General features: G+C 62.6%; 26 protein-coding genes. 14 read left to right on the top strand and 12 right to left on the bottom strand.

Features of this window, described 5'->3' with window-relative positions; all coding sequences use genetic code 11:
- Positions 1 to 17 precede the first annotated feature (17 nt).
- Complete coding sequence (doeA, locus tag AC0L2B_RS08785) at positions 18 to 1,208, top strand: ectoine hydrolase DoeA (protein WP_473490700.1); 1,191 nt, start codon at positions 18 to 20, stop codon at positions 1,206 to 1,208.
- A 5-nt stretch (positions 1,209 to 1,213) separates the two neighbouring features.
- Positions 1,214 to 2,215 carry a N(2)-acetyl-L-2,4-diaminobutanoate deacetylase DoeB gene (gene doeB, locus AC0L2B_RS08780; protein WP_473520881.1) on the top strand — a complete coding sequence of 334 codons (1,002 nt, stop codon included), beginning with the start codon at positions 1,214 to 1,216 and terminating at the stop codon, positions 2,213 to 2,215.
- Between the two features lie 32 nt (positions 2,216 to 2,247).
- Here the strand turns inward: doeB and AC0L2B_RS08775 are convergent, their stop codons facing one another.
- A complete protein-coding gene (locus AC0L2B_RS08775) occupies positions 2,248 to 2,916 on the bottom strand; it encodes a phytochelatin synthase family protein (protein WP_473744959.1) in 669 nt (222 codons plus the stop codon).
- Positions 2,917 to 3,812: 896 nt separating this feature from the next.
- Between AC0L2B_RS08775 and AC0L2B_RS08770 the strand changes: the two genes are divergently transcribed.
- From AC0L2B_RS08770 to AC0L2B_RS08760, 3 genes are read left to right on the top strand one after another with little or no spacing between them, the layout of a single operon-like run.
- Positions 3,813 to 4,880 carry a type III polyketide synthase gene (locus AC0L2B_RS08770; protein WP_473520880.1) on the top strand — a complete coding sequence of 356 codons (1,068 nt, stop codon included), beginning with the start codon at positions 3,813 to 3,815 and terminating at the stop codon, positions 4,878 to 4,880.
- Positions 4,877 to 5,590, top strand: a complete 714-nt coding sequence (locus AC0L2B_RS08765) for a methyltransferase domain-containing protein (RefSeq protein ID WP_473520879.1) — start codon at positions 4,877 to 4,879, stop codon at positions 5,588 to 5,590. Before AC0L2B_RS08770 ends, AC0L2B_RS08765 begins: the two co-directional genes overlap by 4 nt.
- On the top strand, positions 5,587 to 6,894 hold the full coding sequence (locus AC0L2B_RS08760) for an NAD(P)/FAD-dependent oxidoreductase (protein ID WP_473520878.1): 1,308 nt from the start codon (positions 5,587 to 5,589) through the stop codon (positions 6,892 to 6,894). The genes AC0L2B_RS08765 and AC0L2B_RS08760 overlap by 4 nt, the downstream gene beginning before the upstream one ends.
- A 59-nt stretch (positions 6,895 to 6,953) precedes the next feature.
- Here the strand turns inward: AC0L2B_RS08760 and AC0L2B_RS08755 are convergent, their stop codons facing one another.
- Together AC0L2B_RS08755 and AC0L2B_RS08750 are read right to left on the bottom strand one after the other, a co-directional pair.
- Positions 6,954 to 7,250 carry a hypothetical protein gene (locus AC0L2B_RS08755; protein WP_473520877.1) on the bottom strand — a complete coding sequence of 99 codons (297 nt, stop codon included), beginning with the start codon at positions 7,248 to 7,250 and terminating at the stop codon, positions 6,954 to 6,956.
- Between the two features lie 281 nt (positions 7,251 to 7,531).
- Positions 7,532 to 7,795: a hypothetical protein gene (locus AC0L2B_RS08750; protein WP_236377249.1), complete on the bottom strand. Its 264-nt coding sequence runs from the start codon at positions 7,793 to 7,795 to the stop codon at positions 7,532 to 7,534.
- A gap of 272 nt (positions 7,796 to 8,067) precedes the next feature.
- On the opposite strand from AC0L2B_RS08750, the gene AC0L2B_RS08745 reads away from it, so the two are divergent.
- Positions 8,068 to 9,507, top strand: a complete 1,440-nt coding sequence (locus AC0L2B_RS08745) for an FAD-binding oxidoreductase (protein ID WP_473520876.1) — start codon at positions 8,068 to 8,070, stop codon at positions 9,505 to 9,507.
- 153 nt (positions 9,508 to 9,660) lie between these two features.
- Here AC0L2B_RS08745 and AC0L2B_RS08740 read toward each other — a convergent pair whose 3' ends face one another.
- The gene (locus AC0L2B_RS08740; protein WP_287054532.1) at positions 9,661 to 10,083 is read right to left on the bottom strand and encodes a cupin domain-containing protein; all 423 of its coding nucleotides are present in this window, start codon (positions 10,081 to 10,083) and stop codon (positions 9,661 to 9,663) included.
- Between the two features lie 501 nt (positions 10,084 to 10,584).
- Between AC0L2B_RS08740 and AC0L2B_RS08735 the strand changes: the two genes are divergently transcribed.
- The 7 genes from AC0L2B_RS08735 (at position 10,585) to AC0L2B_RS08705 (ending at position 18,526) form a co-directional block, all read left to right on the top strand.
- Positions 10,585 to 12,099, top strand: a complete 1,515-nt coding sequence (locus AC0L2B_RS08735; RefSeq protein ID WP_473744957.1) for a DUF2778 domain-containing protein — start codon at positions 10,585 to 10,587, stop codon at positions 12,097 to 12,099.
- Between the two features lie 198 nt (positions 12,100 to 12,297).
- A complete protein-coding gene (locus tag AC0L2B_RS08730; RefSeq protein ID WP_473744955.1) occupies positions 12,298 to 13,083 on the top strand; it encodes a ThuA domain-containing protein in 786 nt (261 codons plus the stop codon).
- Positions 13,084 to 13,161: 78 nt separating this feature from the next.
- Positions 13,162 to 14,220 (top strand): Gfo/Idh/MocA family protein, encoded by a 1,059-nt coding sequence (locus AC0L2B_RS08725; RefSeq protein ID WP_473520873.1) that lies wholly within the window; start codon positions 13,162 to 13,164, stop codon positions 14,218 to 14,220.
- Between the two features lie 22 nt (positions 14,221 to 14,242).
- On the top strand, positions 14,243 to 14,692 hold the full coding sequence (locus AC0L2B_RS08720) for a GFA family protein (RefSeq protein ID WP_473744954.1): 450 nt from the start codon (positions 14,243 to 14,245) through the stop codon (positions 14,690 to 14,692).
- Positions 14,693 to 14,772: 80 nt separating this feature from the next.
- Positions 14,773 to 15,600 carry an N-formylglutamate amidohydrolase gene (locus tag AC0L2B_RS08715; RefSeq protein WP_436798455.1) on the top strand — a complete coding sequence of 276 codons (828 nt, stop codon included), beginning with the start codon at positions 14,773 to 14,775 and terminating at the stop codon, positions 15,598 to 15,600.
- On the top strand, positions 15,597 to 17,465 hold the full coding sequence (locus tag AC0L2B_RS08710; protein WP_473520871.1) for a flavohemoglobin expression-modulating QEGLA motif protein: 1,869 nt from the start codon (positions 15,597 to 15,599) through the stop codon (positions 17,463 to 17,465). Before AC0L2B_RS08715 ends, AC0L2B_RS08710 begins: the two co-directional genes overlap by 4 nt.
- A 14-nt stretch (positions 17,466 to 17,479) precedes the next feature.
- Entirely contained in the window at positions 17,480 to 18,526 is a 1,047-nt protein-coding gene (locus AC0L2B_RS08705; RefSeq protein WP_287174071.1) for a glutathione synthetase, read from the top strand.
- Between the two features lie 333 nt (positions 18,527 to 18,859).
- Here the strand turns inward: AC0L2B_RS08705 and AC0L2B_RS08700 are convergent, their stop codons facing one another.
- Positions 18,860 to 19,531 carry a Crp/Fnr family transcriptional regulator gene (locus tag AC0L2B_RS08700; protein ID WP_473510451.1) on the bottom strand — a complete coding sequence of 224 codons (672 nt, stop codon included), beginning with the start codon at positions 19,529 to 19,531 and terminating at the stop codon, positions 18,860 to 18,862.
- A 223-nt stretch (positions 19,532 to 19,754) separates the two neighbouring features.
- Between AC0L2B_RS08700 and AC0L2B_RS08695 the strand changes: the two genes are divergently transcribed.
- A complete protein-coding gene (locus tag AC0L2B_RS08695) occupies positions 19,755 to 19,916 on the top strand; it encodes a hypothetical protein (protein ID WP_167522729.1) in 162 nt (53 codons plus the stop codon).
- A gap of 897 nt (positions 19,917 to 20,813) precedes the next feature.
- Here the strand turns inward: AC0L2B_RS08695 and AC0L2B_RS08690 are convergent.
- The 7 genes from AC0L2B_RS08690 to AC0L2B_RS08660 all read right to left on the bottom strand — a co-directional run bounded on the left by AC0L2B_RS08690 (position 20,814) and on the right by AC0L2B_RS08660 (position 26,737).
- Positions 20,814 to 21,542, bottom strand: coding sequence for an amino acid ABC transporter ATP-binding protein (locus AC0L2B_RS08690; RefSeq protein ID WP_473494922.1), 729 nt, complete (start codon positions 21,540 to 21,542; stop codon positions 20,814 to 20,816).
- Positions 21,543 to 21,571: 29 nt separating this feature from the next.
- A complete protein-coding gene (locus tag AC0L2B_RS08685) occupies positions 21,572 to 22,246 on the bottom strand; it encodes an amino acid ABC transporter permease (RefSeq protein ID WP_287054546.1) in 675 nt (224 codons plus the stop codon).
- Positions 22,243 to 22,914 (bottom strand): amino acid ABC transporter permease, encoded by a 672-nt coding sequence (locus tag AC0L2B_RS08680; RefSeq protein ID WP_473494879.1) that lies wholly within the window; start codon positions 22,912 to 22,914, stop codon positions 22,243 to 22,245. The genes AC0L2B_RS08685 and AC0L2B_RS08680 overlap by 4 nt, the downstream gene beginning before the upstream one ends.
- A gap of 115 nt (positions 22,915 to 23,029) precedes the next feature.
- Entirely contained in the window at positions 23,030 to 23,818 is a 789-nt protein-coding gene (locus AC0L2B_RS08675; protein ID WP_473494880.1) for an ABC transporter substrate-binding protein, read from the bottom strand.
- 112 nt (positions 23,819 to 23,930) lie between these two features.
- Positions 23,931 to 25,094, bottom strand: a complete 1,164-nt coding sequence (locus AC0L2B_RS08670; RefSeq protein WP_473510454.1) for a saccharopine dehydrogenase family protein — start codon at positions 25,092 to 25,094, stop codon at positions 23,931 to 23,933.
- Entirely contained in the window at positions 25,091 to 25,642 is a 552-nt protein-coding gene (locus AC0L2B_RS08665) for an Lrp/AsnC family transcriptional regulator (protein ID WP_473510456.1), read from the bottom strand. The genes AC0L2B_RS08670 and AC0L2B_RS08665 overlap by 4 nt, the downstream gene beginning before the upstream one ends.
- Positions 25,643 to 25,813: 171 nt before the next feature.
- Positions 25,814 to 26,737 carry a LysR family transcriptional regulator gene (locus AC0L2B_RS08660; RefSeq protein ID WP_473744953.1) on the bottom strand — a complete coding sequence of 308 codons (924 nt, stop codon included), beginning with the start codon at positions 26,735 to 26,737 and terminating at the stop codon, positions 25,814 to 25,816.
- Positions 26,738 to 26,815: the final 78 nt, after the last annotated feature.

Below are 26,815 nucleotides of genomic sequence, written 5' to 3'. Positions count from 1 at the left end.
AAACGAGGACCAGAACAATGCAGCCCAATTTGAAATTCTCGCGCGGCGAATATGCGGATCGCCTCGCCAAGACTCGCAAGGCCATGGCAGCCAAGGGCGTCGATCTGCTTGTTGTCAGCGATCCGTCCAATATGGCCTGGCTGACCGGCTATGATGGCTGGTCGTTCTATGTGCACCAGGCCGTCATCGTGCCGCCGTCGGGCGAACCGGTGTGGTACGGGCGCGGCCAGGACGCCAACGGCGCCAAGCGCACCGCCTATCTCGCGCACGACAACATCGTCGGCTATGCCGACCATTATGTGCAGTCGACCGAACGCCACCCGATGGATTTTCTGTCGCAGGTGCTAGCCGATCGTGGCTGGGGCAAGCTCAGCATCGGTGTCGAGATGGACAATTACTGGTTCTCGGCCGCTGCCTTCGCTTCGCTGCAGAAACACCTGCCCAATGCCCGCTTCGTCGACGCTACGGCACTCGTCAACTGGCAGCGCGCGGTGAAGAGCCCGACCGAGATCGATTACATGCGCAAGGCCGCCCGCATCGTCGAAGCGATGCACCAGCGCATCGTCGACAAGATCGAAGTCGGCATGCGCAAATGCGATCTGGTCGCCGAGATCTATGATGCCGGCACGCGCGGCGTCGACGGGCCAGAGGGAAAGATTGGCGGCGACTACCCGGCGATCGTGCCGCTGCTGCCGTCTGGCGCCGATGCGTCGGCGCCGCATCTGACCTGGGACGACCGGCCGATGAAGTCGGGCGAGGGCACCTTCTTCGAGATCGCCGGCTGCTACAACCGCTACCATTGTCCGCTTTCGCGGACTGTGTTCCTCGGTAAACCGACGCAGGAATTCCTCGATGCCGAAAAGGCGACACTGGAGGGAATGGAGGCGGGGCTGGCCGCGGCAAAGCCCGGCAATACATGCGAGGACATCGCCAACGCCTTCTTCGCGGTGCTGAAGAGATACGGCATCGTCAAGGACAACCGCACCGGCTATCCGATCGGGCTTTCCTATCCGCCGGACTGGGGCGAGCGCACGATGAGCCTGCGCCCCGGCGACCGCACCGAGCTGAAGCCCGGCATGACGTTCCATTTCATGACCGGCCTGTGGCTGGAGACGATGGGGCTCGAGATCACCGAATCCATCCTGATCACCGAGACCGGGGTCGAGTGCCTGGCCAATGTGCCGCGCAAACTGGTCGTGAAGAATTGAGCCCGATGTCCAGCCTTCGCCCATCGCCAATCACGCCGACCGTCGATTTCGATCGCGACGGCGTGCAGCACGGCTTCCTGCGCCTGCCGTACAGCCGTGACGATTCCGCCTGGGGATCGGTGATGATCCCGATCTGCGTGATCCGCAACGGCAGCGGGCCAAGCGCATTGCTCACCGGCGGCAATCATGGCGACGAATATGAGGGGCCGCTGGCCCTCTACGATCTCGCCCGCACGCTCGATCCCAAGCAAGTCAGCGGCACGGTGATCAACGTGCCGGCAATGAACTATCCGGCGTTCCGCGCCGGCACCCGCACCTCGCCGATCGACAAGGGCAATCTGAACCGCAGCTTTCCCGGCCGGCCCGACGGCACGGTGACCGAGAAGATCGCGGACTATTTTCAACGAGAGTTGCTCCCCCGCGCAGACATCGCGCTCGACTTCCACTCCGGCGGCAAGACGCTCGACTTCGTGCCGTTCTGCGCCGCCCATATCCGGCCCGATAAGGTGCTGGAGGCGAAGGGGTTCGCCGCCGTTGAAGCGTTCTCGGCGCCGTGGTCGATGAAGATGCTGGAGATTGATGCGGTCGGCATGTTCGACACTGCCGCCGAAGAGATGGGCAAGCTGTTCATCACCACTGAACTTGGCGGTGGTGGGACTTCGCGCGCGGAAACGGTGCGGATCGCCCGTCGCGGCGTGCTCAATGTGCTGCGCCATGCCGGCATCGTCGCCGGTGCGGTCGAGATGCAGCCGACCCGCTGGCTCGACATGCCGTCGGGCGATTGCTTCTCGTTTGCCGAGGACGACGGGATGATCGAAACGATGATCGATCTCGGCGAGCCTGTCGAGGAGGGCCAGGTCCTGGCGCGCATCCACTCCATTGGCCGCACCGGTGCCGCACCTCAGGAGATCAGGGCAAGGATGTCGGGTCTACTGGCTGCCCGCCATTTCCCCGGACTGGTCAAGGCGGGCGACTGCACCGCCGTGGTTGCCGTGCTGGTCGATTGAAGGCGAGGCAATCGACACTGCTTGCGACCATGCTACTCGATCAGCAGCAGGCCGCGTTTCTTGTCGCCGTCGCTATCGATTGTGTCCATGGCTGAGAACAGGCGCTCTCGCTCGACCAGCCAGGGCTTGTAGTCCTCGTTTACATCGAGGACGAAAACCACGTCCTCGGCCTCCAGATATCCTCCGACCGGGGAAAAATGGCCAGCGCCGGCGCCGAAAATCTTCTCACGGGTAAAGTTGACGATGTAACGGCGGCCGGGATCGTTGGCGCGCTTCATGTGCTCGCGAAATGCATCGGCGCTCAGATCCCGAAGCACGGAGACCTTCCGCTTGGTGTTCGTTCGAGCGACCTCGGCAAGCTCGTCCAGCGTGAGCCCGATGACGCAAAAACCGGTCCAGCATTTTCCGGTTCCCGCGAGGACTTCGGCTTCGGTTGTCTCCTCCTCGCCGATGGAGCGGAAGGTGTTTGCGACACTTGCCGGGCCGCACCTTGATCCGTTTGATTGCCATGTGACGTCGGCATTGAAGGTGGCAGCCACGGGCAGCTTCCAGGCGCTTTCGATCAATTCAGGAGTGCGGGTAACCGACGACTGGATTGCGTCTTGCGAAACTCTGGACTGGCCGGCAATCAAAAGTGCGGCGCCGCCCAGCACGCCGACGACGGCGATCACAATCACACCGAAAGCGAGACTGCGCTTCATTGCTGAATCTCGGAGCAGGCAGCAACAGGAGAATGAAGAAAAGGCACAGCAACGTCAATCGGCGCCGCACCCGGCCAGTCGCAATCTGGTCCTGCAGCAACTGAAGCCGGCCGCTTGCCAAGCCGGCTGCCGCCGCTCATCGCCGTGAGCGCTGGGTCTGGGAGAGTATGGATCGGGCAGGGAACTTCGCCGGTGAAAGAGCGGGGTCGTTTCGTTAGCGCCAATAGCTGCTGCGCCTGCAAACCTCAGGCTTCCAGAGACGACCCAAATTACGACTTGCTCGGCGTAGGCGTCGCTATAGGCGAACCTAACGAAGCCCAAGGAAGCTGAGTATCGCAATTACGATAACGGCGGCCCCGACCAGCCAGATGATATTGTTCATGACAGCTCTCCTTCTCTTTGCCGCGAGCCTTGTGGCAGCTCGCGATAATTATGGCGAACGCCCTCACGGCATTCTCGTTCCAAAACTGAGCCTTAAGCCGCCAATTACTCTTTGGACTGGAGGCCCGCGCCTCTGGAGGAGCGCGGGCCGACCGGGGGCCCGATCAAGCAGCCAATATCCGGGAGATACTCGCTGTCATCCTACAATCGTTAGTATTCGCTAATGTTCCATCGATCGGCAAAAAGACAGTGCCCGGAGAGGGTCGGACGCAACGGCGCCTCGGCCCGAAGCGCGGGCACTTCGGTGGACGCCTCGGTGATGGAGCCTATGTTCCTAGTGGCCGGCGAACCGCAGCGTCGCCTGGCAACACACAGGCTGAACCTCGGGATGAAATCAGTTCTCAGAAACGTTCATCAACAACACTCAATGCCTGCTGCCCGACACCTGGTGCCGATGACCAAACAACCTCCGGCGGTGGTTTTGGAAAATACCGTGCGCGACGTGGAGACCGAATATGCCGGCCAAAGCGTATATTAACCGGATCGCGACAGCAGTGCCGGAGCACGAGGTTCATCAATTCTATCTGCGTTTCGCCGCCTCCATGCTTGCGGCCGATGGGCGAAGAATTTTCGAACGCATGGTTGACGTTGCCGGCATCGAGCACCGCTATTCATGCTTTGCACCTGCCGTCGACCCCGAAGGACCATCAGCAGATCTGGCCGGGAGGTTCATCCGGGGTGCCTTTCCTGGAACGGCCGAGAGAATGGCGATGTTCTGTCATGCCGCACCTGTTCTGGCGCAAAAAGCCGTCGACGGATTGGAGCTTGGTGGCGGCGCTTCCCGCATCACCCATCTCATCGTCACCACCTGCACCGGTTTTTCAGCGCCGGGCATCGACCTGGAGCTGGTTGCGCGATGCGGCCTGCCGGGCTGGGTCGAACGCACGATGATCGGTTTCATGGGCTGCTACGCGGCGATCAACGGCCTCAAGCTTGCCCGCCACATCGTCCGCTCCGATCCGCAGGCCAGGGTCCTGCTGGTCAATATCGAACTCTGCACGATGCATCTGCGGGAAACCAGCGAACTGGAAAAGCTGCTGTCGTTCTGCCTCTGGGGCGATGGCTGTGCGGCTGCGCTCGTCACCGCCGAACCGCACGGCATCGAGCTCGAAAGCTTCTACGGCATCGTGGCGGACGAGCGGCGGGATCTGATGAGCTGGAGCATTAGTGACCACGGTTTCGAAATGGTTCTTTCCGGCCAGGTCCCGGCAGCAATCCATGACGCGTTGCGGAGCAATCGCGACGCCATCCTCGGTGGTCGGCCGACCGAGGCGATCGACCTCTGGGCCGTGCACCCGGGGGGACGTTCGGTGCTCGACGCCGTCGAACGGGCCCTGGAACTCGCGCCCACCGCGCTGGAGCCATCGCGCGAGGTGTTGCGCCGATGTGGAAACATGTCGTCGGCGACCGTCATGTTCGTGATGAAAGAGATGTTGAAGGCGCCACCAGGAATGCTCGGCTGCGGCATGTCGTTCGGACCCGGGCTGGCGGCCGAAACCATGCTTTTCCGAACGGCGTCATGAGCAGCCTGGAGCACCGCCAGCTTGCGCCGGAAATCCTCGACGGGCTTGCGGGCGACGATCCGCGAGCGCTTGCTGCGCGGCGCGACCTCCGTCGCATCAACGCGCTGATGTTTCAGGCCAGGATCATGGCGTCGCTGCTGCAGAAATTTGTGCCAGGGCCGCCGCGCCGGATTCTGGAGATCGGCGCTGGCGATGGCTCCTTCATGCTGGCGTTGGCGCGGCGCATGGCCGGGCATTGGCCTGGGGTCGAACTGGTAATGCTCGACCGCGTCGACCTCATCACCGCGCAATTGCGTGGCGATTTCGCCAGGCTGGGATGGACGGTCGAAGGCGTCACCGCCGATGTCTTCGACTGGGCGAGAAAGAACGAGGGTACGCGGTTCGACGCGATCACCGTCAATCTGTTTCTGCATCACTTCGACGATGGCAAGATCGTGCGTCTGTTTTCGCTGATGGCGCCCAAGGCCCCGCTGCTGTTGGCGACAGAGCCGTTGCGGACCAGACTGGCATTGGCCGCGACCCGCCTTCTCCCGGCGATCGGCGCCAATGACGTCACACGAAACGACGCGGCTCAAAGCGTGCGTGCCGGCTTTCGCGGCAACGAGCTTTCCGGTCTCTGGCTCGCGGCAAACGGCAAACCGGTCGAGGAACGGCGCGCCGGCCTTTTTTCCCACATTTTCGTCGGCACCAGCGCCGGTCATGACCTATGACTCGATTGTCGACCCATGACGCGATCGTCATAGGCGCCGGCCCGGCGGGCACGTCCGTCGCGCTGACGCTGGCCCGGCGCGGATGGGCCGTGGCTATCGTGGAAAAGAGCGTGTTCCCGCGCCGCAAGGTCTGCGGCGAATATATATCGGCAAGCAATCTTGCGCTTCTGGACCAGCTGGAGATCGGCGAAGCGTGGCGTGCCAATGCCGGCCCCGAAATCCGCCGCGTCGGCTTGTTTTCCGGCGAGACCTGCGCCGAGGCGGCAATGCCTCCTGCAAAAGATGGGCCTCCCGCAAAAGATGGGCCTCCCGCAAAAGATGGGCCTCCCGCAAAAGATGGGCCTCCCGCAAAAGATGGGCCTCCTGCAAAAGATAGGTCCCGCGAGAAAAAAGATGGTTTCGGCCGGGCGCTTGGCCGGGATGTTTTCGACTGTCTGCTTTTGCAGGCGGCGCGATCGGCGGGCGTCGAAACCTTTCAGCCTTGCCGCGCCGTCGCCATCGACCCAGATGGCGAGGCGCAATTGGTGCGAATTCAAGCCGGAAACGAAACGACGATGCTGCGCGCGCCGGTGATTGTCGCCGCACACGGCTCCTGGGAGCCAGGACCGCTGCCCAGCCAGCTCGGAAAGACCAACCGCCCTTCGGACATGTTCGGCTTCAAGGCGCATTTCACCGGGTCGTCCCTGGCGCCTGATTTGATGCCCCTGCTGGTGTTTCCTGGCGGTTATGGCGGCATGGTTTCGGCGGATCATGGCCGGCTGTCGATCTCCTGCTGCATTCGGCGCGATATGCTCGCACAGTTGCGCAAACACCCCAGACACCAGAGACATTTGTCGGCCGCCCAGGCGGTCTCCCGTCATCTGATGGAATCATGTCGGGGCGTGAGGGATGCGCTAGAGTCAGCTGACGCCGACGGGCCTTGGCTTGCCGCAGGTCCGATCCGGCCAGGAGTTCGCTCCTGCTACGAACGCGACATCTTTCGCGTCGGCAATGCAGCCGGAGAGTCTCATCCTGTCATCGCCGAGGGCATCTCGATGGCGCTTCAGTCCGGCTGGCTGCTGGCTTGCGAACTCTCATGCGCGCCACGCGGCCGCGCAGGGCGCGAGACGGCCGGCAGACGCTACGAGGCGGCCTGGAAAAGTCTGTTTTCAACTCGGGTCTACGCCGCCGCCGCACTTGCCGGGATTGCCGTTAGTCCAAGCAGCGCCACCTTGATGGCGGCAATTATCCGGAATTTCCCGCAAGCGCTAACGTTGGGTGCGCAACTGAGCGGCAAGACAAAGCCGGTTCCCGGCTTTGTCTGACTGGTGGCGCGGCGCATTCGTGCGCTCCCACGGGAAGTAGCGACCTCAACAGCGCTAGCTCACTTGGGGCAGTTCTCCATGTCCGAAGTTGCAGTGCCACTGGCGGAGTTTGTATTCGCATCGGCGCCTGCGGTTTCCTTGCACCGATCGCCCATGCCGTCGGCGCCGTCGGTGGTTGAACCGGTTACGTTCGGATCGGCAGGAGTTGCATTATCGGTGCCGGGAGCCATGGTGCCAGTGTCTGTCCCGGTGGCCGCTCCCGGATTGTTGGTGCCGGATCCAGTACCGTCTGATTGCGCCACCGCCGAAGTGGCGAGGGCGATGCTGAGTGCGGCTGCGGAGAGAATTTTTTTCATCACGGTCGGTCTCCATTAGAGTTGCATCGCTGGTTGCGATGATTATCCAACGAGCGTTTTTTGGAGTTGTTCCATCGGACAGAAATCGTGATTAATAGAGTGGAGCCGATGGCAATCCAGCAGCAATGCTGGCGAAGCAGCGAACGAGCGCCTTGGCCAATCTCCCCCCTTGTGGGGGAGATGTCCGGCAGAACAGAGGGGGCGCTGTCCTGGGCGCTGTCCCGCCGCCATCAAAGGTTCTGCACCTTCGTGACGCTACGGTCGCTCCAGATCAGCCCCGCTCACGGCTCGTCGATGTCCTGCTTCGAGGGGTTGCGCGAGAGGGCGCGTTCCTCTTCGTCGTCCGGCAGCGCCTCGTCGCTCTCCTGGTACGGATTGTCGTCGTCTTCCTCGGGCAGTTCAGCCTCCTTCTCGAGGTCGTAACGGATGTCGCCGTTTCCCGGCACGCTGTCTGGCAGAATCTTACTGCCTTTGATCGCGTCCCAATCCTGCTGTTCGATGGTCGGGCCTTCGGATGGATCGTCGGGTTTTCTGCGCGGTGCCATCAGAGCTCTCCTCTGCACTGGTTGCTCATATGCCTAACTCCGCGGACCGCTGCGTAGTTCCTCCGATCGAACCGACGAGATCGTCTGCAGCGATCCAGCACTCATCTCGGTTCGGCCTGCCGGCGGCTTTTTACCTCAATGAGAGCTGACCGTTGTGCGGGTTGCGCAATGCCGGCCAGCGAGCGATCAGGAACTTGCGCGACTTCTAATATAGAGGCAGACTTGGAAACGGGTGGAGGGAAAACGGCTCAAAAACAAACGGGAGGAAAGCCATGGATAGCATGAGCCTCACCACGCTTGATCGCGGCAAGACGACGGTCGATGCCGCGGCCCTGGAGGCGCTTTCGGCACAATTGCGCGGCACCGTGCTGAGGGAAGGCGACGCCGCTTATGACGAGGCACGCAGCATCTGGAACGCCATGATCGATCGGCGGCCCGGGCTGATCGTGCGCTGCGCCGGTGCCGCCGACGTTATCGCCGCCGTCAATTTTGCCAGGGAAAACAGGCTGCTTGTCGCGGTTCGCGGCGGCGGCCACAACATCGCCGGCAGCGCCGTCTGCGACGGCGGCCTGATGATCGATCTGTCGCCGATGAAGTCGGTGCGGGTCGATCCGGCGACGCGGCGGGCATGGGTGGAACCTGGCGCGACGCTCGCCGATGTCGACGCGGAGACACAGGCCTTCAGACTGGCGGTGCCGACCGGCATCAACTCGACCACCGGCATTTCGGGCCTGACGCTGGGCGGCGGCTTCGGTTGGATCACGCGGAAATTCGGCCTGACCATCGACAATCTTCTCTGCGCCGATGTGGTTACCGCCGACGGCAAGCTGCTGCGCGCCAGCCAGACCGAAAATCCGGACCTGTTCTGGGCGCTGCGCGGTGGCGGCGGCAATTTCGGCATCGTCACGGCTTTCGAGTTCAAGCTCCACCAAGTCGGTCCGCAGGTGCTGTCGGGGCTTGTCGTTCATCCCTTCGCCGATGCCGAAAACGTGTTGCGGGAATACCGAGCGGCGCTCGAAGCAGCGCCCAATGAGCTGACCTGCTGGGCGGTCATGCGGCAGGCGCCGCCGCTGCCGTTCCTGCCGGCCGAATGGCATGGCAAGGAGGTGCTGGTCCTGGCCATGTGCTATTGCGGCGACCTTCAGGAGGGTGAGAAGGCGACACAGAGGCTTCGCGCCATCGGCACACCGATTGCAGACGTGGTCGGTCCCAACCCGTTCACCGGCTGGCAGCAGGCATTCGATCCGTTGCTGACGCCTGGCGCCCGCAACTATTGGAAGAGCCATGACTTCACCGAGCTTTCCGACAGCGCGGTGGAGGTCGTCACGGCGGCGATACCCAGGCTTCCCGGCCCCGAATGCGAGATTTTCATCGGCCATGTCGGCGGTGCGGCGGGCCGGGTGACAGCGGATGCAACGGCGTTTCCGCAACGCAGCGCGCATTACGTCATGAATGTCCACGCCCGCTGGCGCGAACCCGAAATGGACCAGGCCTGCATCGACTGGGCGCGGGGTCTCTATGAAGCAGCCAAGCCCTATGCCGCCGGCACGGCCTATGTGAACTTCATGCCCGGGGACGAGGTCGACAGAGTCGAAGCAGCCTATGGCGGCAACTATCGGCGGTTGTTGGAAATCAAGCAGCGATATGATCCGCTGAACCTGTTCCGCATGAACCAGAATTTGCGGCCGATGGAAGCGCAGCGCGCCGCATAGGCTGCGCAGGCATGACAAGGCCCGCGCCTCCGACGGAGGACGCGGGCCTCATTTTCGGGTCATGCGCTAGAGCGGTTCGCTGAACCGCTCTAGCTATTTGTTTTTTGCGCAATTCCGGGCGGAAAACCGTTGCACACTTTTCCTGGAATTGTTCTAGGCAGGTATCAAGATCGCAATGCGATGTACGCCGACCACGGCACTTGTGTTGGTGGAACCGTCGGTCTTGCCCTTGGCGCAAGTGTACATGTCGCCTTCTCTAAGTTTGAATTCCTTGTCCGCTTTCTTGATCGTGAATTCGCCGGCAGCGATCGTGCAGACCATGTCGTTGTCCATGACCTCTTCAGGAGCCACTGCTCCGGGCTGAAAGACAATGTCGACAATTGAGATGCTCTTGTAAGCGGGAATGTCGGAGGTCCCAGTGCCGACCTCCACCAGTCTGACGCCGGGCGCAATCTCCTTGCCTTCATTCGGGCCGTACTCCTTGGCCGTTGCGGATCTCGCCAAAGCGAATAGAGGCGCTACCGCGGCGGCAGTGACGCCGAGCGCTATTGCAGACCTGCGATTCATGGTTTCCATCGCATCCTCCCTTTTGTTGGTCGCGCACAAATGTGCATGACTAAGGTATATTAGCACAAACGAATTTACCTGTAAGGCAGCGCCGGCAACGCAGCCTGCGCGCAGACGATCACGGGTGATGCGACGCTTTCGAACTCGAAACAGCCTTTAACTGAGGCCCGCCCAGGCACGGCCTAGTCCTTTCGGTTTCTTGACTCGGCCGGCAAAAACGGGCAGCAAAGCCTGATACAGAGGGCATTTCCGCTATTTTCATAGTTTTGGAGGGAGCCTTTTTTGACATAGACCTTCGCCTGATCGGCGATCGGTAGAGGGATTGGTTAACCAAGTTTGTCCATCTTTTGATTCAATCGGCAACAGACGTGAAGCGTGCCGGGGGGCACCAGGCGACTGTGATTGTGACGGCTGCGAGCCCGCATGCCGCAAGGCCGATTGAGGTTTGGTTGTATGGCGTTGATGCGTTTGAATAACCGGGGTGACAATTCTGATAGTGGATTGCCCTCGATGAGGCCCGGACTGCGCTGGGTCGCGATTCCCGTTGTTGGCGCTGCGATCGCGCTGTGGTCGGCTGCGACCGTGGCCGGCCTCCATTCGGTGGGAACTTCGCTCACCGCCGCCTCCAGCAGTCTTCCGCAAAACCTGCTCGCGCCGCGCTCAATGGCGCTCGCCGATCCCCGACACACACTTGCCAATTCACGGGCCAATTCGTGGGCGCCGTCAGTGGCAAGCCGGCAGCGTGAGGCGTCGCTGCTCGGCCGATGCAATGCCGGCTGCGCGCAGGCCGCCGCGAGCTTCGAGCATGAAGGCAAGGTAGGGCGTCTCAAGCCGTCAGCGCGGCCGGACGCTGTGCAGCTTGTCGCCGAAATCTCACCGCAATCGCGCTTCGACAGCGTGGTGGCGAAAGCGGCGCTGTCGCCGCAAAAGATTGCTGCTGCCTTTGCCCGCGCCTCCGGCGGGGCCGCGCCGTTTGCGGTCGTCAGTCTGCCGACGGACCAGCGCTTTGCGGAGCCGGTGCGCCTGACCGATCAGCATGGTCCCGCATCCGTGCGCTTCGGGCCCGAGATTGCGGAAATCGACCGATCCTCCCGGCTGGCGCTGGCGCTTGCGAATGCATTGCCGGAAGCGATGATCGACGTGCTGCCGCAGGCGACGACGGCCGATCCTGCTGCCACGCGAGAGGGCGAGGTGCAGATGGCGTCGCTGCCGCCGCAGGACGCAATGCCCGGCAGCGTTCCCTTGCCGACTTGGCGTCCGCAGGCGGAAATCGACCAGTCAGACGAGGCGCCCGAGGTTAGGGCACCCGAGGTTAGGGCACCCAAGGCCAATGCGCCCAAGGTCCAGGCATCGAAGGCCGCCAAAGCCCAGTCTCAGCCATCCAAAGTCAACAGGATGGAGACCGCCGCCGCGCCGCAGGTCGAGATGCCCCGGGCGCCAGCCTTGTCGCCGAGGAGTTCGTCACCGGCGGCGAAACCAAGCATGCAAGAGGACATGCAGGGCAGCCCGGGCATGCAGGGCAGCCGGGGCATGCAAAGCAGCCAGGGCAAGCCGGCCAAGCGGTCGAAGGCCGCAGACACGCTGGCCTATGCCAAACCCGACAGCCCGGCGGGCGGCGGCGGGGTCTTCGGCAACCTGTTCACCAAGCCCAGCAGCGGCGTCGCCGTCTACGACATTTCGGCGAAAACCGTCTATATGCCGGACGGCTCGCGGCTCGAGGCGCATTCGGGACTGGGCTCGATGGCCGACCAGCCTCGCTACGCCAACCGGAAGAATGCCGGCCCGACGCCGCCCCACACCTACGATCTGAGGCTGCGTGAATCGCGCTTCCATGGGGTGGAGGCGCTGCGTCTCACTCCTATCGACGGCAAGAACAAATTTGGCCGCGACGGCTTTCTTGCGCACACCTACCTGCTGCGCGGCCGCCGCGGGGAATCGAGCGGCTGCGTCGTCTTCAAGGACTACGCCAGCTTCCTCGCCGCGTTCAAGAAGGGCAAGATCAAACGCCTCGTCGTGCGCGGCTAGCCCGAGCCGGCGTGACATCCAATCTCCCCCCAAGTGGGGGAGATGTCCGGCAGGACAGATGGGGGCGCTATCCCGCCGACATCTCCGGAATTCCCCCCAATTGTCAGCAGCCAGCCTCGAAACCGTTTTCATTCCCGGCCGAGGATACTATGACTGACCTGACCGGGGCGGCGGCTTCAACCGATCAAGAGGAATGTCATGACGATACGCGCTGTCGCTTGGGGCGAGAATATCCATGAGCGGACCAATGAGGTGGTGGCGGGGATCTACCCCGAGGGCATGCATGCAACGATCGCCGACGCGCTGAAGCTCGACCCCGAAATTTCCGTATCGTGGGCGACGCTTGAGCAACCGGAGCATGGCCTGCCGGCCGACCGTCTGGCGCAAACCGATGTCCTCGTGTGGTGGGGACACAAGGACCATGGCGCCGTCGCCGACGAAGTCGTCGAGCGCGTGGCGCGCCGCGTCTGGCAAGGCATGGGGCTGATCGTGCTTCATTCCGGCCATTTCTCGAAGATCTTCAAGCTGCTGATGGGCACGCCCTGCACGCTGAAATGGCGCGAGGCCGGCGAGCGCGAGCGGCTCTGGGTAACCAGCCCCAACCACCCGATCGCTGCGGGGATCGGCGAGTATTTCGAGCTTGAGAACGAGGAGATGTATGGCGAGCAGTTCGCCGTGCCGGAACCGCTGGAAACGGTGTTCATCTCCTGGTTCCAGGGCGGCGAAGTGTTCCGGTCGGGGCTGACCTGGCGCCGCGGCGCCGGCAACATCTTCTATTTCAGGCCCGGCCACGAGACCTATCCGACCTATCACGACGCGAATGTCCAAAAGGTGCTGCGCAATGCGGTGAAGTGGGCGCACAACCCGCAGGGCTCAAATCCAGCCATCCTCGATGCGCCGAACGTGCCGGTGGAAAAGGCGCTTGAGCCGGTCGTCGAGCGCGGCGGAAAGCTCCATGCCGCGGGCGAAACCGGGTTTCGCTAGACCGCTATCGCGAAGCTTCGGTTCTGAAAAATCCATGATCAAACAAGAAGATAAGGCCTCATCCTAAGGATAAGAATCATGCGTCTCCTGATACTCGGCACCGGCTGGATGGCGGAGGAACACGCCAGGCAGTTCAGCAGGATCGAAGGCGTCGAACTGGTCGGCGCCGTCGATCTCGACCGCGCGCGTGTCGAAAAGTTTTCGGACAGCTACGCAATCCCCAACAGGTTCGCGTCGCTGGAAGACGCGCTCGCATGGGACAAGTTCGACGCGGTGGCGAACGTGACGCCAGACCGCATCCACCATCCGACCACCATGATGCTGATCGCGGCGGGCAAGCCGGTGCTGTGCGAAAAACCGCTGGCCGAAAATTACCAGCGGGCCAGTGAAATGGCCGATGCCGCCGAGCAAGCCGGCATCATCAACATGGTCAACCTGACCTATCGCAACGTCGCCCCGCTGCAGCGGGCACGCGCCATGGTGCTTGCCGGCGAGATCGGCCAGGTGAGGCATGTCGAAGCATCCTATCTGCAGAGCTGGCTGGTCTCCAAGTTCTGGGGCGACTGGCGCACTGATCCGAAATGGCTATGGCGGCTGTCGCGCGGCCACGGCTCCAATGGCGTGCTGGGCGATGTCGGCATCCACATACTCGATTTCGCCAGCTATGGCGCGGCGCTCGACATCGACCATGTGTTCTGCCGCCTCAGGTCCTTCGACAAGGCGCCCGGCAACCGGATCGGCGAGTACGAGCTCGACGCCAATGACAGTTTCACCATGGCGCTGGATTTCAGCAACGGCGCCTTCGGCGTCGTCCATGCCAGCCGCTGGGCAACCGGCCATCTCAACGAATTGCGGCTGCGCATCTATGGCGACAAGGGTGGGATTGAGGTCGTGCACAATCTGACCAACTCGGAACTGAAAGCGTGCATGGGCGAGGACATCGAGAACGCAAAATGGCAGGTTCTCGATGCCGGAACGGTGCCGACCAACTACCAGCGCTTCGTCGATGCGGTGCGCAACCGCGTCCAGGCCGAGCCGTCGTTCCGCCACGCGGCCGAATTGCAGAAGGTGCTCGACCTTGCCGTCGTCTCCGACGAGAAGAGGGCTGAGCTCAGGACCCATGCCGAAACCCATTGATGTTCGCTGAAAGGGGCCAGCCATGGTCACGCGCCGCGCCCAATGTTCCTGCGGTCAGCTGTCAGCCACCTGTTCGGGCGAGCCTGTACGCGTCTCTGTCTGCCATTGCCTGGCTTGCAAGCAGCGCACCGGCAGCGCGTTCAGCTTCAATGCGCGGTTTGCGGAGAATGATGTGTCGATCCAGGGACGAGCGGCGGAGTTCACGCGCGTTGGCGACGAAGGCGGCCGTGTCATCTACAGTTTCTGCCCGGATTGCGGCACCACTGTCCATTACCGGATCGATGTCCAGCCCGGTCTGATCGCCATTCCGGTGGGGGCTTTCGCCGACCCATCGTTCCCGCCGCCCTTCCTGTCCTTCTATCACGATAGCCGGCGCTGCGAGTGGGTCGAGGTCCGCACTGAGCCTCTGCGACGTTCGGCTGAAGCCGTCTGCCACCTTCGGCTGACGTTTTTGGACGGTTCAGCCTGCTGATCCAGGGCGAGCCAACGATCGCTTGTTCGATGAACTGGAACCGTCCACACTCTCCACGCATTCGATGGACTGTGAACACGATGACTTCCAACAATGATCCGGGCAACAATGATCCGGGTGGATCACCGGCAGGCTGGACGATCAAGCTCGGAGAGTCGCCTATAGTCGGTACAGCTATCCACAGCGGCACCGACGTTGGCAGGGCTTGTCGATCGCTCATGTGTCTCTCCGATCCCGACCGGCGTCGAGAAGAGGACCCGTTCACCGAGCGTTTCATCGCCGATTTTCCTACCCAGATCATCGTTCATCGGTCACGCTTCCAAGTGGATCTGAACCGTGCGCGAGACGCTGCGGTCTACCGGTCGCCGGACCAGTCCTGGGGCCTGAAAGTCTGGCGAGAGCAGCCGGACGAGGACATCGTTACGGAGTCTCTCTCCTTTCACGACGCCTTCTACAGTGAGCTGAACCGTGTCCTTGCCGGTATCGAGAAGCGCCATGGCAGGTTCGTTCTCATCGACGTCCATAGTTATAATCACCGGCGCGACGGACGGGAGGCTATGCCTACGTCCCGTGACGTCGCGCCCGACATCAACATCGGTACGTCTTCCATGGACCGCGAGCGCTGGGCACCGGTCGTCGACGCTTTCATCGAGACGCTTCGCGGCCAGCGTCTCAACGGCGAGCCGATCGATGTGCGCGAGAATGTGTCCTTCCAGGGCAAGGGCGAACAAACCCGTTTCGTCCATGCCAATTTTCCGGAAACCGGGTGTGCCATCGCCGTCGAGTTCAAGAAGATTTTCATGGACGAATGGAGTGGCGAACCCGACTGGGGAACAATCGAGCGGCTGCGCGCCATGCTGGCGTCTACGGTGCCCGTCCTGGAGTCGGCGCTGCGGGCCATGCGATGAAGCCCAAGCTCGTTGAGCCCGCGCCTCCATTGGCGCAAATCGAATCGGACCTGGACGCGCTTTTGCGGGACGGCAAACCAATCCGCCGCGATTTCGGCAATGGCAACCGTTTGCACATGGATCGGCCGCTGCCCTTTCTGTGTGTCCATGTTGGGTCGCATCAGGATGCGGCATTCCATGCTGTCTCCGCCAACGCGTCCTATCTGATCGCGGCCGACATCGGACTCGCCCGCGAGGCCGCGCGGCTGGTGGTGCGAAGGCTGCGCGATCACTGCGGCGCCTTCCTCATGCTGGACATCGGAGAGTTGGCCGAAGACCGGTTCCTGACCGAAGATGTTCCGTTTTTGCCGCCCTTCGAGATTGCGCTGGCCTGCGGTGACACGGCGGCGGAGAAGGCGGCACTGAAGCGCTTCGCCACCGCTGCGTCCGCACGCGAAGCAAAATACCGCACGCCCCGCGTCGACGAACTCAACCCCACGACACGCGCCGAAGCACGGCTTCTGGATGATCTCGGCGATGCGGCGTGCTTGACGGTACGTTTCGCACCGATTTACCGGGTGCCTGGCACCAAGCGCGTCTACCCCGAACTCCACGACCTTGTCGTCGCCAACATGGTCGATTCCGCGCTTCAGGCCGTCAGCGCCTTCCTGAAGGCATCAAGGCTGGAACAGCCGGCAACCCATCGTTCGCTGGGGCGGCGCGCCTACATCGACGCAGTGGTGCGCGCTGATCGGGCGATCGACAACGTCGCGTCGACATTCGATTTCCTGCTTGCCGTCACACCGATCAATGCCGAACCAGCCTGGCTGGAATTCCAGGCAGGCGCCTTCGAGCGTGTGCCCGTACTGCTCTACAGGCCGCTCGAGTTCGAGGTCGCCGGCCAGAAACGGAAGCTCTATTCGGTCTCGCTCGATCATCTGGAAGATCCGCTGCTGACCACGCTGCTCTCGCAAAAGCAGCAGGAACTCGATCTCCAGCTGTCGATGCTCGCGGCGCGCGAAACGCCTCGCTTCGTCGAACTCGGACGAGCTCTCTATGGTAGCGTCGAGCCGAGCCTGGCGGCGCGAGCACGCGCCATTCTCGAAAAGGCGCCTAGCGTTGCGTCGGCCACCCGGCAGAAGGGCCTGGGCGCCGACGCTGTCGCCGCGGCCGCGCGAGACATGATCGCCGGCTACCGGGCAGCCTATCCCGAATTCGATGCCTCCGTGGAGATCCGCGGCGACCTGCCGGCCGGCCTCCTAGTCTCTCGAAACCGGCTGCTGGTTTCACGCGATACCAACCTTCCACCGGAGCGTCTGACTGCGCTGCTCAGTCACGAGATCGGTGTCCATCTGCTGACCTATTTCAACGGCGATGCGCAGGGGCTCGCCATTTTCCGCAACGGACTCGCCGGCTATGAGGGCATGCAGGAGGGACTGGCCGTGCTGGCGGAATATCTGGTCGGCGGCATGACCGCAGCGCGGTTGAGGCTGATCGCGGCCAGGGTTATCGCCTGTCAGGCGATGCTCGACGGAGCAACATTCGAGGAGACCTTCCGCATCCTCCACAGGGATTTCGGTCTCGATGATCGCGGCGCCTTCAACGTCGTTCTGCGTGTCTATCGAGGCGGGGGCCTTGTAAAGGACGCCATCTATCTGCGGGGCATGGTGCAGATCCTCGATCATCTGAAGGACGGCGGCAGCCTCACGCCGTTCTGGATCGGCAAGATCTCCGCCGCGCATTTCGGAGCGATCCAGGAACTCAACGCGCGCGGCTTGCTGCGGGCGCCGCGCCTCGAGCCCGCGTTCCTCTCTTCCGACGCGGCGCGTCCGCGTCTCAAGAAAGCGATGGCGGGAATCGGTCCGATCGATATGGTTGAAACTTGAGCGGAGTCTCCTCGATGCGCATTGCGTTCTTTGTCAATTCCATTGAGAGCGAGACGCCCGCCTACACGACGACAGCGTTGGCGCTGGCCGCCGTCCAGCGCGGCCATTCCGTTGTCTATGTTGAACCAGGCGACTTCATACTGCGTCCGGATGACGGTCTGGCTGTCAGCGTAGCGGTTCTGCCGGATGCTTCCTACAAGACGTCCGACAGACTGCATGCTGCCCTGAAGGATGCAGCGAAGCAGAAAAAGACTTTGGCGATAAGCGATATCGACATTGTGTTTCTGCGCAACGATCCATCGCTGGACGCCACCGATCGGCCATGGGCCGCCAACGCAGGCGTTATGTTCGGGCGGCTCGCGGCGGCTCGCGGCGCGATTGTCGTCAACGATCCGGATGGCCTGGGACAGGCGCAGAGCAAGCTCTACCTTCAGTCTTTTCCCGAGGCGGTCAGGCCGGCTACCCTGATATCGCGCAGCATTACCGAGATCCGCGCATTTATCGACAAACACTCGAAGGGCTGCATCGTCAAGCCACTCCAAGGATCGGGTGGCAAGAACGTCTTCCATATTGCAACGCCCACCGATTCCAACCTCAACCAGATTTTCGAAGCGGCCAGCGGTGACGGCTATCTCATCGCGCAGGTCTACATTCCGGAGGCCAAGGCTGGTGACGTGCGTCTTTTCCTGATGAACGGTCTGCCGCTGGTGCGGGACGGCAATTACGCAGCCTTTCGCCGCCTTCCAGCCAAGGGCGACGTCCGGTCCAATATCCATGCCGCCGGAACAGCCCGCAAAGTCAAGGTAACAGGCACGATGTTGGGCATTGCCGAGATGGTGCGCCCCAAATTGATCAATGACGGCATGTTTCTGGTTGGGCTCGACATCGTCGGGGACAAGCTTCTGGAGATCAACGTCTTCACGCCAGGCGGGCTGACACGGCTCGCCGTCATGTACAAGACGGATTTTGCCACAAGCGTCATCATTGCGCTGGAGGAGAAGCGGACGCTGCGGCAAGCCTATGGAACGGCCATGACAAATTCGCGGCTGGCGACGCTCTGAGGGATGCAGGCAGGCCGGCTAGCAGGCCAACTAGGACGGCAAGTGGGTTGAGGTTCGCACTGAGCCTCTGGCGACATTCGGCTGAAGACGCCGGCCGGGTCTTTCCAGACCAGGGCAGAATCCAATCACTCTGAACGACCGAGTTCAATCCTTGTCTGCCCTTCGTTCGGAGAACTTTTAAGAAGCCGAGTCATGATTCTTGCAAGGGGTGAAGCGATCAAAGCCCGACCCGCGCGCTGGCACGCTAGGTTGCCCGGTTTGCCGGAAGGAATAATCACTTGCGGCCGAGGAGTATGAAACGTGCGCTGCCCCCCGCCGCAGCGACAGCCTTCGCTATTCCTTCTTGTCGACCAGCGCCCGTAGTGCCGAGACGTCATGCAGCAATAACCTGCTGCCGCGCTTTTCGATCAGGCCTCTCTTGGCGAGGTCGCTCATTTCGCGCGAGACCGCTTCCCTGTGCGTGCTCATCGTTGCCGCCAGCTCGGAATGCGTCGGTGCCGGGCTTATGGACACCTCGCCGTCCACGAGTGCGGCTTTCTCCGCCCGATGCAGGAGCTCGACGATCAGCCGTTTTCGCACGACCAGAGTGCTGTATTCGAATACCCGCTCGGTCATGCGTCGGAGCTGGGCAGACAGATGCTCAAGCAGCATCCAGGCAAAAGTCGGGTGGGTCATCACGATATCCCGGAATGCTGTGCCGGACAGCCGTGCAGCGCGGGTTGCCTCCAGCGCGACTACGCTGGCAGAGCGTGCAATCCCGTCAATGCCTCCGAGCTCCCCGAAAATGTCACCCGGTTCGACATCGCGATACGCTATCTCCCTGCCGTCCGCTGAAACCAGTGTCACGCGAGCCCGTCCTTCCAGCAGGAAGAAGACATCGCGACCAGTGTCGCCGTGGGAAATGATCAGCTCGTTGTGTCGATAGCTGCGCTCGTGCCACCGTTTGGTCAGCGCGGCGAGGTCGGCATCGCAAAGTCTTGAGATGAAGGCCAGAGAGCTTGTCACAACGGTCTCTTGTTCAATCAAGTGTACTTCACCTTACTCCCTATCCAAGGAAATTTGATGGCCGCAGGCCCGCTTTCCGGGATGCAAACTGGGAGCGGATTTCGCCAATGTTTTCCCCGGTGTGGGAATTCCCACAGCCGAGCCTGGTTCGACTGTCATATCCTTGTTGCAACGTCAGGCCCGCCGGTTCGTGCGCAAGCCGGCGAAAGGAAAGGGAACAGTCATGAAATTCTTGGCTCCCGTCACAAAACTTGCTGCGGGGTTTCGCAAATTCGTCGCGCCGCGCTACCGCCCGGAGCTTTATTACATGCGTGGCCCGGGGCCAGCCACCGCCCGCCGTATGGGCACGCCGCGGCAAAACCAATCCATCGACCACTACGCCTAACTTGCCTCGCGGACGGCTGAAGCTCTCGCCCGGAGTGCCGTTCGCGCCGTTCCGTACCGGTCAATTCAGATCAATGAAGGTATGATCTGATCATGGTTATAATTCATGCTGCCGCCATCGGTCCATTTCGCAGGTGGTTACGCCTCCGCGCCGAGCGAAAAGCTCTCTTGTCGGCAACGGACCAGTTGAGCCGTTTACCCGATGACGTTCTTGGCGACATCGGCATCTCACGTGACGAAATCATGTGCGCTTTGCGAAGCCGCGCCATCCGTCATGCGGAGGCAGGCGCGGCCGGCACGATGATCGAGCGCACCAGGATCGCTTCGGCCTCGATCCCGAAACGGTTGGCCGCCGGCAGTAGCTACGCCTCGGCCGAGATCCCCTTTGGCTGGTCCACGAGCGCGCGATCGAGCCTTACATCGCGGCTTCGACAAGCAGCGGCGCGCGGACGGGACCTTCGAACGGCACTACACCTGCGACCCCAAGGACTGAATGTTGACCGACGGGAACTGGGGAGGATCTCAAAATGATCGTGTCAGTTGTTAAGTCCCTCGCGCTCGCTCACGCTGACATGCCAATCAATCAGCTGAAAGACGTCTATTTGGATTGCGAACGGGGAGGCGTCCCCTGCCGGTCAATTATAGCGTTGCCGGAAGGGCCGCTCAAATTCGGAGCGGCGGCCTACCGCCGCTTCATCGCAGGGGGTCACGCCGTTCCCTACATCTACCATCAGGCATGGTCCGCAGGTCGCCCCCTACCGATGAGCTAACGTCCGCTCTGGAGAAGCACCGCGAATGTCTGAACATGGCGCTAATTGCTCGTTCCCATCGACGAGACGAATGGCAGCATCCCACCCGTCTCGGCCATTGGCGACAGCCAGCTGGTTGAGTTTTGACTCTAATGCCGCAGAATCTTGCTCAGGAAGGCGCGGCTGCGGTCGGTCTTGGGGTGCGAGAAGAATTCATCCGGCGTGCCGCTCTCGACGATCGCGCCGGCATCCATGAACACCACGCGCTGGGCGACCTTGCGGGCAAAGCCCATTTCGTGGGTCACCACCATCATGGTCATGCCCTCCTCGGCGACAGCGACCATGACGTCGAGCACTTCCGAGATCATCTCTGGATCGAGCGCCGAGGTCGGCTCGTCGAACAGCATGATCTTGGGGCGCATACCGAGGCAGCGGGCGATCGCGACGCGCTGCTGCTGGCCGCCGGAGAGTTGTGCGGGATAGGCATTGACCTTGTCGGCAAGGCCGACCTTGGCAAGCAGCTCGCGCCCGGCCTTCTCGGCCTCGGCGCGCGGGATCTTGCGGACATGGATCGGCGCCAGCGTCACGTTCTCGAGCGCTGTCTTGTGCGGGTAGAGGTTGAAGGACTGGAAGACGAAGCCGATCTCGGTGCGCAGCCGCGTCATGTTGGTGGCGGGGTCGCCGAGGCGCTGGCCGTCGACCATCAGGTCGCCGTCGCGGATCGTCTCCAGCCCGTTAATGCAGCGGATCAGCGTGCTCTTGCCCGAGCCGCTCGGGCCGCAGACAACGACCACTTCGCGTGGCTCGACGCTGAGCGTGATGTCTTTCAGCACATTGAGCGTGCCGAACCATTTGTTGACGCCGCGAAACTCGATCATGCCGGTACCATTTTTGCTGAGGTTCAACGTCACAACTGCACCTCGCCATGGGCCGCACCCATGCGCTGCTCAAGCCGGCGCGCCAGCAGGATCAGCGGATAACAGACGATGAAATAGCCGAGGCCGACGAGGAAGAAGACCAGCAGGCCGTTCGGCACGCGTTGCACCACCAGCCAGCCGACGCGGGTGAGGTCGGTGAGCCCGATAGCCGAAACGACAGAGGAATCCTTGATCAGCAGCACATATTGCCCGACCAGCGGCGGCAGCACGATGCGCATCGCCTGCGGCAGCACCACCTGGCGCATGCGCTGCCAGCGCGACAGGCCGGACGCCAGCGCCGCCTCGACCTGGCCGGTCGGCACCGAGCGGATGCCGGCGACGACGATCTCGCAGATGAAGCAGGCGGCCAGATTGGTCAGCGCGATGATGCCGGCGGTGAAGGCGTCGAGCTCGATGCCGAGTTCAGGCAAGATGAAGAAGATCAGGAAGATCTGCACCAGGAACGGCGTGCCGCGGATCAGGTCGACCCAGGCGCCGATCACGCCGCTGATCAGCCGGTTGCCGCCGGTCCGCAGGATGCCGAGGCCAAAGCCGATCAGCGTGCCCAGCACCAGGCTGACCAGCGACAGCATCACGGTCATGCCGAGGCCGCGCAGGGCGAGGGGATAGCTGCCGGCGAGGCTTTGCAGCTGCTGCCAGATCATGTCCGTGCCCCCGCGAGGCCGAGCCAGCGCCCGGACAGTGCCGCCAGTCCCTTTAGCCCGTAATAGAGCAGCAGGTAGAAGGCGGCAATGGTGATGAAACCTTCCGCCGGCATGAAGCGGTCGGAGGCGAGCAATTGCCCGGCGCGCGTCAGTTCGGCGACCGCGATCAGCGACAGCAGAGCGGAATCCTTGACCAGCACGATCGCCTGGCCGAGTAGCGGCGGGATCGTCACCTTGAACGCCTGCGGCAGGATGACCAGACGCATGCGCTGGACATAGGTCATCCCCGACGCGACGCCGGCCTCGACCTGGCCGCGCGGGATCGACAGAATGCCGGCGCGGATGATCTCGGCGACATAGGCGCCGCTGTTCAGCGACAAAGCAAGGATGCCGACGACGAGCTCAGGCAGGATGATGCCGAGCCGCGGCAGGCCGAAATAGAGGAAATAAAGCTGCGCCAGCAAGGGCGTGGCGCGCACCGCGTCGATATAGGCCTTGGCCGGAATGCGGAACAGCCAGCCGCGCTGAAGGTTCATGGCGGCGAGCACGATGCCGACGGCGAGCGCCCCGGCAAAGGCGAGGACAGACAGCCACACGGTCGTGACGAGGCCCTGCCCGAACAGGGGCAGATATTCGACAATGGTGCGGAAGTTGAAATTTTCGAGCATGGGTGGGGCGGTGAATGGTGAATAGTGAATGGTGAATAGGGATTAGTGAATGGTGAATAGGGATTAGCGAATAGCGAGTAGCGATTTACTACTCACTATTCACTATTCACTATGCTCAGTGATCCTTCTTCCAGTCGTCTGAATTAACCCAGTAGTCGAGGTTCTTCTGCAGGCGGCCGTCGAGGCTGACCTGATCGAGGAACAGGTTCATCCAGGTCAGCAGGTCCTGCTCGTCATAGCGCGTGGCGAAGGCCAGCGGCTCCTTCGACAGCATGTCCGGCATGATGGTGAAGCTGCCGGCCGGGTAGGCGGTCGACTGGCCCTTGACCGCCGAGACGTCGTTGACGCCGCAATCCGCCTGGCCGTTGTTGACGGCGTCAAGCAGCAGCGGGCCGCCGCCCTTGTAGCTCTTGATGTCGGCGTCCGGGAAAGCCTTCTTGGCCTCCTTCTCGCCAGTGGCGCCGAGCAGCACGGCGATCTTGGTGCCCTTGGCCTTGCAATCCTCGGTGGATTTGAACTTGCTGTCGGCCTTGGTGAAGACGGTGCTGCCGGTATACATGTAAGGCTTGGTGAAGGCGACCTTCATCGCCCGCGCCAGCGTCGGCGTCATGTCGGCGACCAGAAGATCGGCCTTGCCCGACAAAAGGGCCGGGATCAGGCCGTCCCAATCGAAATCCAAAAAGGTGATCTTGACGCCCATTTCCTTGGCCATCAGTTCGGCAAGCTCGACCGAACTGCCGGTGCGCTCGCCGGCAGCGCCGACCAGCGAGAAGGGCGGTCCCTGCGTCTGCACGGCAACGCGCAATTCGCCGCGCTTGGTGATCTCGTCGAGCGTTCCGGCACTGGCCGCGGCAGTGAGACCGGCGAGCGCAAGGCCGGCGATGAAAAGCTTGGCAATAGTCATTGGGCATTCCTCCTTGTTGTCGTTTGTTATTTTCACTTTGTTGTTCCACCCCTTTGGGGTGCTTTTTGAGCGGCAGCGCCGTTGCCGGCGGCGACCACCGTTCGAAAATCCTTCAGTCCCAGTCGATCGTTTCGGATACCCGTATACCGCGTCTGGCCAGTTCATCGAGAAAGCGGCCGTCCGGCACATGCAACAGCGGGTTGAGCAGGCCGGGCTCGGCAATTTCGCCCCGCGCCAGCATCTGCGCCACGATGCTGGCGGGATAGCCGACGCCGAGGCTCATGCCGAACAGGCCGGAGGCGAGGTCGCGTTCGATGACCAGGTCCGACATCATCGTCTTGCGGCGGCCATCTTGGGTGCCGGTAAAGACATTACGCATCACGCAAAGGTCCTTCTCGCCGGCGCCGTATTGCAGTTGCGGGCCGAGCAGCCGGCCGAGAAATTCGCGTGGGCTGGCGCCAACGCCGGGCACCTTGTCTTCGGAAAGGAAGCCAAGCTCCTTCAGCGGCGCCCAGAACGCCGACCAACCCGGCCAGCGCAACGAATAGCGGCCGGAGCGCTGCAACCCCTTGGCGGCGGCAAGCATGCCGGCATAATGCGGCGCGTCGCCATTGGGGAAGGCTTCCAGCCTGCCGAGCCCCGCGATCTCGATCTCGTGGATAAAGCGATTTTCATGTTGCTGGCCGGCCGGCACATCGACCCGCTTGCCGTTCTCGACCAGCACGCTGTCGCGGTTCTGGCTCATCAGAACCATGTCAAAATTCCAGCTCACCTTGTAGCACAGCGGCTTGGCCATCGCCTTCGGCTCGGGGATACCGCCGCAATAGGAATCGATCGCGGTGATGGCGTCGAACTGCCTTGCGGCGCGCGCGTAGAGCACAAGGTCGATGCCGGGGTCGAGCCCGCATTCGGTCATGATCGAAACGCCGGCCGCTTCCGCTGCGGGGGCAAGGTCGGCGATCGTCTTGCCGTAATTGGTGGTGACCAGCGGCGTGCGCGTCGTGATCGCGGCCTGCACCGCCTCGCGCATCAGCGGCTGCGGCAACAGATCGATGGCGGCGTCGACACCCGCCAGCACATTCGCCAACACAGGGGCGATCGCGCCTTCGGGCACGACGAAACGCACGCGGGCAAGGTCGGTCAGGCCGCCAAGCCGGGCTGCCCCATTCGGCGCAGTATCGACGCAGACGACCTCTTCGACATCGGCGCTGGCGACGAGATCGGCGATCGCCGCCCGGCCTTGCAGGCCGAGGCCGCCGAGAACCGCGATCTTCATGGTATTTCCTTTCGCCCAGTTTCGTCGCGCCCAGTTTCGTCGCGCCCAATTTCGTCGCGCTTGCTCTCGTCCGACCAGCAGCCTTCCGGCAGGCTGACCCATTTGTTGCAGGAGGCCATGACGACGAACGTCTCGCTGCGCACGACTTCCCCCGGCTCGCCGGCGCCGGGGATCAGCTCGCTGGTGACGCGATAGAGATCGGCGACATCGCCGGCCACCGTCACGTCGACGATAATGTCGAAGCGTCCGGTGACCACGGAGGCCGAGTTCACGAAAGGCAGTTCGGCAATGCGCTGCGCCAGTTCCCGGGCGCGGCCGCGCCCCTGCGCATTGATGCCGACGATCGCCGAGATCAATTCTGGGCGCTCGGTCAGGTTGAGCAGCCCGACGATCTTGAGCAGGTTGCGGTCAAGCAGGTTGCGCAGCCGCATGCGCACCGTAGGCACCGAGACGGCCATCTTCTCGGCGAGGCGATTGACGCCAAGCTGCGCATCCTGCGACAGCAGCTTGACCAGTCGCCGGTCGGTCTGATCGAGATGTTCCCGCAAACACTCAGGCTTTCATAAATGAAAAGAATTTTTAGACTTTTCTTTCTGATATGAAAACAGCTTAGGGTGTATCTTTTTAAATCGCAAGAGCGTTCGGCGGCTGTCAACAAGGCCGCATCCCGGAAGACGGGAGGGCTTTGCCGGCGCCGCAGCCGACCGAGGGCATGCCGACTAACGCGGTTTCTCGATCCCCGGAATGCCGCCGATCCGCTCGGCGAGAAAATCGACCAGCAGCCGGACCCTGGCAATGCCGGTGCGCTCCGGGACGATTAGCATGCTCAGCGGAATGGGAGGCGGGGCGTAGTCCGCCAGGATCACCTCCAGCCGGCCGGCGGCGAGGAGATCGTCGACAAGCCAGTGATGGGCAGGTGCAATACCGCGCCCGGCGACGAGGGCTTCGCGCGCGGCAAGCCCATGGTCGACCCGAAACCGGCCGCCAAAAGGCACCGCGTGGCGTTCGCCGCCCGGCCCCTGCAGGGCGAGCGTGTCGCTTCCCGCGATATTCGACATCCGGATGCCTTCGTGGCCAGGCAGGTCCTGTGGGACGGCCGGTCTGCCCCGCGCCGCCAGATAGGCCGGTGCCGCCACCAGCAGACGCCGGGACTGGCCGAGCGCCCGCAGTTTCATCGAGCTGTCGGTGAGCGGACCGAGGCGAAGCGCGATGTCGACGCCCTCCCGCACAAGGTCGATGCGCTCGTCGGTGAGGCTGAGATCGACACCGATGTCGGGATAGCGGTCCTGAAAGGCGAAGATCAGCCGGCTGACGTGCAAGACCCCGAGCGCCGCCGTGCAGGATATCCGGATCGTGCCGGCCGACGCGCCGCGTGTGCCCCGCGCCTCGTCGCCGGCCTGCTCGACGAGGCGCAGGATCTGGACGCTGTCGGCATAGTAACGGCTGCCTTCATCGGTCATCGTGACACGCCGGGTGGTCCTGCTGAGCAAGGGCACCCCGACGGCGTCTTCGAGCTCGCGCAAATGCCGTGTGACCGTCGACTGTCCAACCCCGAGCTCGCGCGCCACCGCCGAGAGGCTGCCGCGCTCGGCGACGCGAACGAAGGTGCGCATGCGCTCGAGGGTCATATCAGATCTATCCATTATTCGGCATAATCTTATGCATTGCTCAGATGTAGCGGATCATCTCCGGCCTAGCTACCTTCAGTGCCATCATCCTTC

This window comes from Mesorhizobium sp. WSM4815 (assembly GCF_055811575.1).
Note: the sequence above shows the minus strand (reverse complement) of the source record. Positions and strands in the feature narration are given on the sequence as shown.